Annotated in this window: 11 protein-coding genes and 1 other RNA gene; 5 read left to right on the forward strand and 7 right to left on the reverse strand. The window is 57.1% G+C overall.

Annotated elements, in window-relative coordinates; genetic code table 11:
• Positions 1-70 precede the first annotated feature (70 nt).
• Both smpB and ssrA read left to right on the forward strand, forming a co-directional pair.
• A complete protein-coding gene (smpB, locus tag C4S72_RS19985; protein ID WP_104004953.1) occupies positions 71-550 on the forward strand; it encodes an SsrA-binding protein SmpB in 480 nt (159 codons plus the stop codon).
• Positions 551-606: 56 nt separating this feature from the next.
• Positions 607-965: a transfer-messenger RNA gene (gene ssrA, locus C4S72_RS19990) on the forward strand.
• Positions 966-1,061: 96 nt separating this feature from the next.
• Here the strand turns inward: ssrA and C4S72_RS19995 are convergent.
• Entirely contained in the window at positions 1,062-1,565 is a 504-nt protein-coding gene (locus C4S72_RS19995) for a helix-turn-helix transcriptional regulator (protein ID WP_104004954.1), read from the reverse strand.
• A gap of 239 nt (positions 1,566-1,804) precedes the next feature.
• Here C4S72_RS19995 and C4S72_RS20000 point away from each other — a divergent pair, with 239 nt between their 5' ends.
• Complete coding sequence (locus C4S72_RS20000) at positions 1,805-2,431, forward strand: heme-binding beta-barrel domain-containing protein (RefSeq protein WP_104004955.1); 627 nt, start codon at positions 1,805-1,807, stop codon at positions 2,429-2,431.
• Positions 2,432-2,620: 189 nt separating this feature from the next.
• On the opposite strand, the gene C4S72_RS20005 is transcribed toward C4S72_RS20000, so the two are convergent.
• The 3 genes from C4S72_RS20005 to C4S72_RS20015 all read right to left on the reverse strand — a co-directional run bounded on the left by C4S72_RS20005 (position 2,621) and on the right by C4S72_RS20015 (position 6,409).
• The gene (locus tag C4S72_RS20005) at positions 2,621-4,309 is read right to left on the reverse strand and encodes an ABC transporter permease subunit (protein ID WP_104004956.1); all 1,689 of its coding nucleotides are present in this window, start codon (positions 4,307-4,309) and stop codon (positions 2,621-2,623) included.
• The gene (locus C4S72_RS20010) at positions 4,294-5,301 is read right to left on the reverse strand and encodes an ABC transporter ATP-binding protein (RefSeq protein WP_104004957.1); all 1,008 of its coding nucleotides are present in this window, start codon (positions 5,299-5,301) and stop codon (positions 4,294-4,296) included. Before C4S72_RS20010 ends, C4S72_RS20005 begins: the two co-directional genes overlap by 16 nt.
• Positions 5,302-5,386: 85 nt before the next feature.
• Complete coding sequence (locus tag C4S72_RS20015; protein ID WP_104004958.1) at positions 5,387-6,409, reverse strand: ABC transporter substrate-binding protein; 1,023 nt, start codon at positions 6,407-6,409, stop codon at positions 5,387-5,389.
• Between the two features lie 161 nt (positions 6,410-6,570).
• Here C4S72_RS20015 and hisN point away from each other — a divergent pair, with 161 nt between their 5' ends.
• Positions 6,571-7,383: a histidinol-phosphatase gene (gene hisN / locus C4S72_RS20020; RefSeq protein ID WP_104004959.1), complete on the forward strand. Its 813-nt coding sequence runs from the start codon at positions 6,571-6,573 to the stop codon at positions 7,381-7,383.
• Positions 7,384-7,413: 30 nt separating this feature from the next.
• Positions 7,414-8,196 carry a DeoR/GlpR family DNA-binding transcription regulator gene (locus tag C4S72_RS20025; RefSeq protein WP_104004960.1) on the forward strand — a complete coding sequence of 261 codons (783 nt, stop codon included), beginning with the start codon at positions 7,414-7,416 and terminating at the stop codon, positions 8,194-8,196.
• 33 nt (positions 8,197-8,229) lie between these two features.
• On the opposite strand, the gene C4S72_RS20030 is transcribed toward C4S72_RS20025, so the two are convergent.
• The 3 genes from C4S72_RS20030 to C4S72_RS20040 all read right to left on the reverse strand — a co-directional run bounded on the left by C4S72_RS20030 (position 8,230) and on the right by C4S72_RS20040 (position 10,951).
• Complete coding sequence (locus C4S72_RS20030; RefSeq protein ID WP_146071927.1) at positions 8,230-8,472, reverse strand: hypothetical protein; 243 nt, start codon at positions 8,470-8,472, stop codon at positions 8,230-8,232.
• Positions 8,473-8,568: 96 nt separating this feature from the next.
• The gene (locus tag C4S72_RS20035) at positions 8,569-10,389 is read right to left on the reverse strand and encodes an adenylate/guanylate cyclase domain-containing protein (protein ID WP_104004962.1); all 1,821 of its coding nucleotides are present in this window, start codon (positions 10,387-10,389) and stop codon (positions 8,569-8,571) included.
• A gap of 16 nt (positions 10,390-10,405) precedes the next feature.
• A complete protein-coding gene (locus C4S72_RS20040; protein WP_104004963.1) occupies positions 10,406-10,951 on the reverse strand; it encodes a hypothetical protein in 546 nt (181 codons plus the stop codon).
• Positions 10,952-11,028 lie beyond the last annotated feature (77 nt).

The raw sequence follows: 11,028 nt of genomic DNA on the forward strand, positions 1-11,028 counted from the left end.
ATTTCCTGACCAAGCGGGCAAATTTCTTCCCGCTTTCCTTGTACCGGGCCCGCCCGTATAATCGCGCCCCATGGCGAAAAAGAAAAAGGCTCCAGGCGGAAACACCATCTGCCTCAACAAACGTGCGAAGCACGAATACATCATCGAGCAGAAGTTCGAGGCCGGCGTGTCCCTGACGGGATGGGAGGTCAAGAGCCTGCGCGAGGGTCGTGCACAGCTGGTCGACTCCTACGTTATCTTCAAGGATAACGAAGCCTGGCTCGTCGGCGCGCACTTCACACCGCTTATCACCGCATCGACTCACGTCGTGGCCGACCCACGCCGTGACCGCAAGCTGCTGCTGCACGCCAAAGAGATCGACCGTCTCGTGGTTGCCGTAGAGGCCAAGGGTCACACCTGCGTGGCACTGGCGCTATACTGGAAGAACGGCCGCGTGAAATGCGAAATCGCTCTCGTGAAAGGTAAGAAACTTCACGACAAGCGCGCGTCAGAAAAAGAGAAAGATGCGAACCGCGAAAAGCAACGTGCCATGGCAGTGCATAAGGCGTAAGAACTTATTGCCCTTTCATGTTGTCTACTGATCGCGTAAACTTCGCGCTCTTATCCGGGGGTGACTTGGCTTCGACGCCGATTACGAACCCTTGGGTGCATGCCGAGAACGTGATGATTCTCGTAAATCCCTCATCACACTAGTTATAGTTGCAAACGACGATAACTACGCTCTAGCAGCTTAAGTCTGCTAGCGCCGCACTCTAAGGTGTCTGTAACTCAGAGGTTCGCGGTGTCATTCGAGACAGAATCGCCTGGATGCTTCGCCCTAAGCTGAACGGTTAAAACTAAAAGGGCTCGCCCACAACACCCTGGCTCTCGGGTCGTGACGGGTTAACTCAATAGAGCAGCCTAAGCATGTAGATCTCGAGGCAGAGGATTGGCGGACGCGGGTTCGAAACCCGCCACCTCCACCAAATTGCTAAAGTTAAAAGCCTGTCTTTGACAGGCTTTTTTCGTTTCTGGCAACCAACTTCCTATCCAAACAGATTCACCGTTCCTACCACATCCAGCTACATCAACCCTTCCATAAACCACGCAATAAATCCGAGTTTCCCTGCAGTCCCTGACTTCTTATAGATACTGGTCAGCTGGTTACGCACGGTTTTTTCCGATGCGTTTCTCAGGTTGGCGATCTCTTTTGCGGTCAGGCCTTTCAACGTAAAGAGGGCGACTTCGGTTTCGCTGTCGGTGAACGACCAATCGGAGAACTGCTTAACGACTGCTTCACCAAAGGTGCGCCTGGCGGCGACCAGTTGCTGTGAGGCCTTGGCAGATTCGGCCTTCACCTTTACCAATTCCTTTTTTAGCTCGGCATTACACTTGGTCTGTAATCGCGTATTCATAAAAAGCGTTAACAGGAATAAAAGTGCGAATATTCCCATTAACAGTTCCTGGAACACATGCAGTGGATGCGCTCCCTGGCGGATATCGAAGACGATATCGGAAACACTGGCTACGATAATTACAACAAAGAAAATTCTAACACAGAAAATAAACTTATTCTCATTCAACATTTTTGACACCTTATCCCTAAGGTCAGATTCAGCGTTATGCACGAATAAAAGGCTGGGTTATATGTCCCATAAACCGCCAATAAGTTCCTGTTTTAAAGGAATTAGGACAGAGCGCCTATTTCCAGTCAGATCTCCCACTTCTACCATCGCCTTCGCGTCTCGCCAGGAGACTGTTCGTAGCTCATTTTTCGTGCAATCTCGTACAAATAGTTTCTTTATCAAATCAAGTTGGATGACCGATGAAAAAAACTACCCGCGTACTCACATTGATCGCGACTTCCCTTTCGCTGGCACTGCCGATGGTTCAGAGCGCCTCGGCCGCAGAGGTCGATCTTGGCCCCCTCGCGCCGCTGATCGGCACTTGGAAAACTCAGGATACCGGCGTTGATGTAGCGCCCGGCAAGGCGGACTCGACGGTGGGGAAAGGTGCACCGGCGGTAGAGCCCTTCTACGAGGTGCGAACTTTTGAAGTAGCCGCCGACGCGACCAACGCCAGCGATCAGAATCTGATTGCGGTTTATTACAAACAGGAAGTTTTTCGTAAAAAAGACGACGTCAAGTTTCACGACCAGCGCGGCTACCTGATTTACGATAAAGACAAACAGATGGTTTATAACTCTTTCTGTATTCCGAGGGCCACCTGTGTTGTCGCCGAGGGTCAAGCGGGCGATAAAATGACACTTACCGCGCCACAGAGCGGTATTGCAGAGTCATCCTACATGAACGATAACGCCACGACTCAGGCGTTCTCCATGACGATGAATATCGGAGCGGATACGTTAACCTATTCACAGAATACCAAGTTGAGTATCTATGGTAAGGACTTCCCTCATACCGACAGTGCTATTCTTAAAAAAGTAATGTAAGCACAAAGCTTACAAATCATATAAACCTGATACCTTGTTAGAAAAATATAAAAATCCAGGATATCAGGTTCCCCCCCCCTTTATTTTATGCCGTCCGCCTGACTCGATAATTTCATGACGGTATCGATACCCGTTGATCGAATCTGACGCCCAAAAAAAGAGGCCCAACCTGGCCTCTTTTTTATCCTCTCAGGCTGCTTTTGGCGTGCGCCTGGCCAGCAGCCCCATCACCAGTTTCATCGCCCCCATGGAGACCAGCACCGTCAATATGATGCAGGTGGAAAAGGCAGCCGCCTGGGTGATAAACCCGGCCTGCTCCAGCCGCATCACCGATACAGCGGCCACGCTGAGCTCCGGCGAAATCAGGAAGATTACCGCCGACAGAGTCACCATCGAGCGCATGAATAGGAAGAAGAACACCGCCACCAGCGTCGGCAGCATGTAGGGCACCACCGCATCGCGGATACCGCGGAACGCACTGCCGCCCATGCTGGTGATCGTCTCCTCCAGCGCCGCCGGCACCGCACGCAAACCGGTCACCATGGTGAGGAAACCCTGGGAGTGATAGTGATAGAAGTTACAGAAGGCGATCAGCAGCGCTGAGCCGTAGAGCAATCCGATCACAGAGTCCGCCACGTTGAACGAGAACACGTAGGAAAGTCCCAACACCAGCCCGGGTACACCCACCGGCAATACCGCCAGCAGGTAAATCAACTTGGCCAGGTTTCTCGGCAGGCTGCGTTGCGCCAGCGCCAGCCCGAACAGCAACACCACGCCCACCACCGCAGCCGTCAGCGAGACCCAGAGCGTGGTCTGCAGCGGCGCATATCCGCCGGCCATGGTGATGTTGTAGTTGGCCAGGGTGAAGTCCAGGCGGTAGGGCCAGAGCTTCACGAAGCTGACATACACCACGATGGCGACAATAGAGATCGACACCGCACTGGCCAGATACACCAGAGCGCCCAGCGGATAATCCCGCGACGGCACAAAACCAGGCGTTACCGGAATCGAGCTTTCGGACCCGCCACCGAACTGCTTCTGCGACGAGACCCGCTCAATATACACCGACACCAGCGTGGGCAGCAGCAGGATCATCCCCACCACGGCGCCCACGTTGAAGTTCATCTGCCCCACCACCTGGGCGTAGATCTCGGTGGCCAGTACACGGAAGTCCCCACCGATCACGGCAGCGTTGCCAAAGTCGGTAATAGTGACGGTAAACACCACGAAGGCCGCACTGATCAGGCCAAACTTGGCGTTGGGCAGAGTGATATCGAGAAACCGCCGCCAGCCGGACGCACCCATGATTTCGGCGGCATCGTAGTAACGGGCATCCGAGTTGCGCAGCGACGCCTCGATGATCATCACCGCCTGCGGCAGGGCATAAAGACTGTTGGAGAGCAGCAGGCCCCAGAAACCGTAGATCTGTATGTCGAGGCCAAGAAACTTGTTGGCCACGCCGTTGCGACCCAGCAGAAAGATCAGCCCCAGCGCCTGCACCAGCGACGGCGCCAGCAGCGGCAGTATCAGGGCGCCCTTGATCAACCAGCGGCCACGGATGGTGGTGCGCTGCAGCGCGTAAGCGATGGCAAAGCCAAGTACCAGGCAAAGCAGAGTAGTAGCGCCGCTCATCAGTACGCTGTTGGAAACCACGCTCAGCATGTCCGACTGGGACAGCACCTGGATATAGTTGCCCAAGCCGTAACTGCCATCGGCGGTTTCAAAACTGCGCCGGGCCACAAGAAACAGTGGATAGACAAAAAACAGCAGCAGCCCCGCCAACGGCACAATCAGCGAAACGCTCAACAGCAGGCGCTGATCCCAGGCGATCGGGCGCCCCGGATTGTGGGGTTTCCTGGCAATCACACGCGAACCCATGCGCCCGCCTCCCCTTTAACGCTGACCGATGCCCGGTCACCCTGCTGCCAGCGTCCACGGAAGCCATGTTCTTCCGCGATCAGTTTTTTACCGCCCCACTCCAAAGCCAGGCGGCAGATGTTGCCCAGGTAAGTAATCGATTCCACCTGGGCTTCTCCCTGAGTATCTCTCTGCAGCAGCAGATCCTCGGGACGCAGGGAAAGCTCGTATAGCTGAGGCGTATCCGGCAGCCCCTTGATCAGCGCAGGCAGATGCTCGCGAATCCAGTGCCGGTCCAGCAGATTGGTCTGGCCGATAAAACTGGCCACAAAGCGGGTGCCCGGCCGGGCATAAAGCTCCTCCGGCGAGCCTACCTGCTCAATCACGCCATGATTCATGCAGACGATCTTGTCTGCCATGCTCAGCGCCTCTTCCTGATCGTGGGTCACCATGATCGTTGGTATGCCCAGGCGCTTCTGAACTTCGCGGATCTCACTGCGCATCTCCATGCGCACGCTGGCATCCAGTGCCGACAGGGGTTCATCCAGCAACAGCAGTGAAGGATCTACCGCCAGTGCCCGGGCGATCGCCACGCGCTGCTGTTGGCCACCCGACAGCTGATGTGGATATCTATCTCTCAGATCCGGCAGGCGGATCAAATCCATCAGTTCATTAACCTTCGCAGTGATCGTCGTCTGATCGACCTTGCGGATACGCAGGCCGTAACCGATGTTTTCCGCCACCGTCATATTGGGAAACAGGGAGTAGGACTGAAACACGATGCCGAAACCCCGTTCGCTGGCCCGGATGCGGGTCAGGTCCCTGTCACCCAATCGCAGTTCGCCGCTATCGAACGGCATCAGCCCGGCGATAATCCGCAGCAGCGTGGTTTTGCCGCAGCCGCTGGGCCCCAGCAGGCAGACGAATTCATCGTTGGCGATCGACAGCGAGATCTCGTTCAGCGCCTTGTAGTCGCCAAAGGTCTTGGTCAGTTGCTTGATCTGCAGGTACATCTTGAACTTCCGTATCAGGGAATGCCGAAGCAGAAAGGAGGAGTCGCGGCCCCCGCGAAAAGAGGGCCGACGATCCGCGCCGTTATCAGCGGCCTACTGTGCTTTTCCACTTATCCAGAATGGCGTTGCGCTCATTACCGGACTTGGCAAAATCCATCGGGAAAAGCACCTGGCTCAGGTCGGAAGGCAGGCCCGCCTGTTCAGCCAGGGGTGATGCGGGAACACCAGGCACGGTGATGATCGATTTGTACTGGGAGTAAAGGTCGGTGGCGGAGCTGGAAAGCGTCCAGTCGAGGAATTTCTTGGCATCTTCCTTGTTGTCAGAACCTGCCATCAGGCCCGAAGCCTCAAGTTCAAAACCGGCCCAGTCAGACGGCAACACCATTTTCAGCGGATAACCCTGCTCGATGGACTTCATCGCCACAAACGACAGCGAGGCGCCCACGGTGTACTCACCCACCTGCGCCATGCGGCAGGGGCGTGAACCGGAGGAGGTGTACTGCGCCATGTTTTTGTCCAGATCCTCGATCAGCTGCCAGCCTTTCTCTTCCCCCAAGCCTTGAAGGATCGCAGCCACCTGTAGATAACCGGTGCCGGAAGAGGAAGGATCAGGCATAACGATCTCGCCCTTGAACGCCGGGTTCAGCAGATCCTCCCAGGAGGTCGGCATCGGCAGGCCCTTCTCGGCCAGGCGTTCAGTGTTAACGCAGAGCGCACCCATGTAACCGGTGGCCGCAAACCAGCGGTCATCCGGCGCACGGTAGCTCTCCGGGAGTTCGGCACCTCCGGCAACGGCGTAGGGCTCCAGCAGGTCGCTGATCTGTGGATTGAGGATGTTGGTTACCGCAAAGCCCCAAACCACATCCGCCTGAGGGTTGTCCGCCTCGGCGATCAAACGCGCACCGAGATCGCCGGTGGAAAGGCGCAGCACGTTGATTTTTACGTCCGGCAGCTCCTGCTTAGCTACCTCCAGGTAAGAGGCGATCTCATCCTCTTCCAACGCAGAATACACGGTAATCTCACCGGCATTTACCTGACTGCTGATCACGACACTCAATGCCGAGAGTCCAAGAATTGCGGTGCTTTTTTTGAGTACTGGCCAGTTCATGGTGACGTCTCCAAGCTCTGTGGATATTTGGATTTGTCGAGGGGCCTGACACGGGAAGTTATAATTTTGTATGTGGCAATATGTGCATTTATGCAAATATTTGGTTTACTGTCCACACAAATGACATATTTATTACACGCTCAACGACACGGAGTTGCCCGATGGAGAATCTATCCACAGAGACAGTGGAGCTGCTCAAAGAGGCACTGCCTTTTTCCCTGGCCCTGGCAGACAAGGCCAACGAACTTTCGCTGCAGTGGTTTCGCAAGACGCTGGATATCGATCTGAAATCCGATGACAGCCCCGTCACCATCGCTGACCGTAACGTGGAAAAGATGCTGCGCAGCACGATTGAGGCGCAGTACCCGGGGCACGGGCTGCTGGGCGAAGAGTTCGGTCGTGAGCGGCTGGACGCAGAGCATGTCTGGGTGGTCGATCCTATCGACGGTACCCGCAGCTTTATCACCGGCTCGCCACTCTGGGGCTGCCTGATCGGCCTGATGCAGCACAACAGACCGGTACTGGGCTTGGTGGAAGTTCCGGCCACCGGCGAGCGCTGGTACGCCCGGCGCGGTGATGGCGCTCATTTCCGCTCCATCCGTGGCGAAGAGCAACGCTGCGAAGTCAGCCGGTGTGAATCCCTGGCCGCAGCCAAGCTCTACACCACCTCGCCCTATTACTTCGATGCACCGGACAGCCCGGCCATTGAATCCTTGCTTGATAGCTGCGCGGTGGCGCGTTTCGGCGGCGACTGTTACAACTACGGCCTGTTGGCCTCGGGGCATATCGATCTGGTGGTAGAATCCCAGCTCCAGCCGTTCGACTACCTGCCACTGGTCACCATCGTCGAGGAAGCGGGCGGCATTATCACCGACTGGCAGGGCCAGCCGCTGACCACCGCCTCCGATGGTCGCGTGGTAGCGGCAGCAACAGCGTCACTGCACCGCGAAGTCTTGCACGCGCTCAACGTTTAACCGTTCCAAAATCCGAAAAGGCAAAGGCCAATGTGGCAGGAAGAGAGACATCAACGCATACGAAACCTGCTGGCCACGTTTGGCAGGATCAGCGTCGATAGAATCACGGCAGAGATGGATGTATCCCGCGAAACCGTGCGCCGGGACCTGCTGGATATGGAAGCCAACGGCGAGCTGCGCCGGGTGCGTGGTGGCGCCATTGCCCTGGATGATGCAAGCGAGGCGCCCTTTGCCGAACGCTCACAGATCCGGGTGAAAGAGAAACGGATGATCGCCAAACTGGCCACCACACTGGTGCACAGCGGTCAGTCACTGTTTCTCGATGCCGGCAGCACCACGACGATTCTGGCCGAAGAGCTCTCCGCCCTGAACGGGCTGACGATTATCACCAACTCGCTGGAAGCGGCGCAGAAACTGCAGGATTCCGCCGGTGAGCAACGCACTAATCGCGTGGTGCTGATCGGCGGCGATATGGCGACCAATCCCGCCTCGACCTGCGGCGAGCTGGCGATCAACGAAATCAGCCGCTACCAGCTCGACTTCGCCATGCTCTCCCCCTACAGCTTCAACCTGGAGCAGGGTGCCGCCAGCTATGAACCGAGAGAGGCAGAGATCGCCCGCGCCATGTCACGTCACGCGGAACGCACGGTGATTCTGGCGGACCACGCCAAGATCGGCGTTAAAGGCAAAATCGGCTACTGCCCGGCAGTAGAGATCGATACGCTGATTGTCGATAGCCAGGCACAGACACTGCCAAGTTGGGATACCGTGGAGTCCGCATTGAACAGCGTGCTGGTGGCACGCAAGCGCTGACAAGAGCAACGCTCAGCGTGCCGCAGCGCGGATCTAACCCACCGATTTTTTATCGGTATCTTCCCGTGAGCGGGAGCGCCAGCCAACCAGCCCGCAGACCACACTCAGCACCAGCGCGCTTCCGGAGACGAATTTAAGGGTATTCCGGTCCTGTTCCAGCGCCTGTACCAGTGCCGGCTCAGCCTGGCTGATATCCGCATCGCTGGGGATCTTGGAAAAGCTCCAGATCGACATCATCAGCAGGCACAGGCCCATCGCGTACATGAACTCTTTCATCTCAATCTCGCCGAGGTTGCAGTTAGGCGCCCAAGATAACACTCACCGGCGGCAAGCGCCCATAATCTGGCGCAAGGCTTTGCCAAGTTGGCAGCGCTAGCAGTTTTCGCGCAGAAAGCCGCCCACCGCTTCGACAGACGGCACTCCGGGCGTGAACACCTTGATGCGGCCTTCACGACCGCGGATCAGGGTTTCTGCCACTAGCCGAACCGTTCCCGGTTCTGCCCCCTTGGCAGTAGACTCATCGATCAGTATGCGCGTGCCGTAGACCTTGTTGACCTGCTCAAGACGCGCCGCCAGATTCACCGTATCGCCGTGCACGGTGTAGTTGGCACGATCACTGGCACCGACCACACCAGCAACCATCGGCCCGGTACAGATGCCGATACGGCACTGCAACTTACGACCGGCAAAAGTATCGCGTTCGATCCGGCGGATAATCTGGCGTGAAGCTCTGATCGCCCGTCGCTCGTGCTGTTCCAGCGGCAGCGGTACGTTGAAGATCGCCAGCACCGCATCGCCCTGGAACTGGGTGATCACGCCGCCTTCCTCTTCAAGGCACTCGGCAACCATATTGAAATAGCTGTTCAGTATCTCCACGATTTCCGCAGGTCGCACCTGCTGCGCCAGCTGGGTAAAGCCCTGCAGATCACAGAACAGCACTGTGGCTTCCACCTCCTGGGGTTCCAGCACGCCGCGTCCTTTCAGCAGGCGTTTTGCCACGGTATCCGGCACGTAGCGCACAAACATGCTCTTCACGAACTGGAAGTCTTTCAACGAGCTGACCATCAGGTTGAACGCCGATGCGACCCGGTCCAGCTCAACAATGGAGCTGCCCTCCAGCGTCGGCACTTCGGAGAGATCAGACCGGGAAAAGGTATCGAAGGCGTGGACTATACGGTTAACGGCATTACTGATGCGCTTGCTCAGCCAGATAGCACCCAGCAGCATCAACAGCAACAGCACCGTGCTGGCGCCCAGCAGGATGTAAAACCTTGAGGAACGCTCCGATACGATATCCCAACTGTAGTAGGTGCCGATGGTCCAGCTCGGCAGCGCGCCTTCGCTCAGGGTCTTGGTCAGGAGAACATAACGAATACCATCGACGGTGACGCGTTCGCTGTTCATCTTGGGAGAGTCGATCAGGTCGAACGCCTCCTGCTCGCCGGCACCGTAGGCCGCCAGCACCGGATCATCCAGCTCTGCCAGCAGCGGCAGCGGCCGCTCGGGGCCGGAGGGCAGCGTGAAGTGCTGCTCAAGCCTCGGATAAGCCAGCGCCGTTTTGGAGTTGTAGAGTACGAACGGCAAGCCATCGAACTCCGACTGCAGCTCGACCAGAAACGCCGACAGGTCCTCGATCGCGATCACCGCGATGATCAGCCCGAGAAAGCGATCGCCTTTTTTCACCGGCATCAACGCAGGCATGATGCTGCGCCCCAGGGTTTCGCTCCACTGCGGATCCAGCCAGACCAGCTGGCCCGGCTCGTGGGAGAGAAAGCGCTTGATCTGCGGCATGGAGCGCTGGCGCCAGTCGCCGATCATCACCGAGCGGCTGTCACGGTTCACATAGGTCATATCGCCCTTGATGCCGATAAAGCCAAGCCCGAGCACCTGGGGCGTGGCGGCCAGGGCACCGTCCAGGGTCTGTCCGAGACGTTTGTAATCCCCTTCCGCAATCACATCGACGGTGCCACCGGATGACAGGTAGCGCAGCTGCTCCTGCACCGGGGTCAGACGCTCAACCAGCCGCTCAGAGATCGACGCCATGGTGCTTTCAGCGAAGTTGGTCAGCTGCTCCATCAGCGTATTGCGCGACTCTTCGATGGCGATATAGGCGAGCGCACAGAATCCCAGCGTGATCAGCAGGCCGAACACACTGACCAGCAGGTGCACCACGGAAACACGAAATTTCTTCATTCAGTGGGCCTTAGCGTTACTTCGACACGCGGACCAGCTGCGCAGAGATCTCCAGCTTGGGCAGATCATCCTTCTGGCGCGTGAACTCCAGCCAGAGCCCCTCGGCATTCAGGGTACGGCTGTAGACCTGCAGGTCATACCCCCCATCTTCGGTGATGATCAGCGCATAGACCACGTGAGTGTTGCCCTTCACCCTGGCCCAGACCAGCGGATCACCATTGAGCGGATCCAACGGCCGGGATTTGCCAAACACATCCTTCGCCATGGCCGATGCATCGATACCTTCGCGGCCAGACTGTTGAAAGCGGATGTTGTAGGTGACGCGCTTGGTGCGGGTCTTGGATTTGTGGATAACGGTGGACCACTCGACGAAATAGTCATCGCTGCCGGGGATATCCCCGATGGTGACGCTCATATCGCGGCCGATGCCATCTTCGCTGTCGGCATGGCCGATGTAGTGGCCCATAAAATCTTCTATCGGCCGATCAACCTCGGCTGCCTGGACGCGGGAAACCGCCAGTAAAAGGAGAAAACAAAAACTGAGATATTTGAACACTGGCATCGCCTTGCCCCTTCCAGGCCTTGGAACTCTAAATCCCTGATGCCGGCCGGTATGACGTGAATTCTCGCCGGGCCGGT

The sequence above is a fragment of the Marinobacterium lutimaris genome, from assembly GCF_900108065.1.
In the GTDB taxonomy this organism is placed as follows: Bacteria; Pseudomonadota; Gammaproteobacteria; order Pseudomonadales; family Balneatricaceae; genus Marinobacterium_D; species Marinobacterium_D lutimaris.

Coding starts and splice junctions, on each gene's coding strand:
- C4S72_RS20005 (WP_104004956.1), bottom strand. CDS start 4,309: ATGGGTTCGCGTGTGATTGCCAGGAAACCCCACAATCCGGGGCGCCCG.
- hisN (WP_104004959.1), top strand. CDS start 6,571: ATGGAGAATCTATCCACAGAGACAGTGGAGCTGCTCAAAGAGGCACTG.
- C4S72_RS20000 (WP_104004955.1), top strand. CDS start 1,805: ATGAAAAAAACTACCCGCGTACTCACATTGATCGCGACTTCCCTTTCG.
- smpB (WP_104004953.1), top strand. CDS start 71: ATGGCGAAAAAGAAAAAGGCTCCAGGCGGAAACACCATCTGCCTCAAC.
- C4S72_RS20015 (WP_104004958.1), bottom strand. CDS start 6,409: ATGAACTGGCCAGTACTCAAAAAAAGCACCGCAATTCTTGGACTCTCG.
- C4S72_RS20010 (WP_104004957.1), bottom strand. CDS start 5,301: ATGTACCTGCAGATCAAGCAACTGACCAAGACCTTTGGCGACTACAAG.
- C4S72_RS20030 (WP_146071927.1), bottom strand. CDS start 8,472: ATGAAAGAGTTCATGTACGCGATGGGCCTGTGCCTGCTGATGATGTCG.
- C4S72_RS20035 (WP_104004962.1), bottom strand. CDS start 10,389: ATGAAGAAATTTCGTGTTTCCGTGGTGCACCTGCTGGTCAGTGTGTTC.
- C4S72_RS19995 (WP_104004954.1), bottom strand. CDS start 1,565: ATGTTGAATGAGAATAAGTTTATTTTCTGTGTTAGAATTTTCTTTGTT.
- C4S72_RS20025 (WP_104004960.1), top strand. CDS start 7,414: ATGTGGCAGGAAGAGAGACATCAACGCATACGAAACCTGCTGGCCACG.
- C4S72_RS20040 (WP_104004963.1), bottom strand. CDS start 10,951: ATGCCAGTGTTCAAATATCTCAGTTTTTGTTTTCTCCTTTTACTGGCG.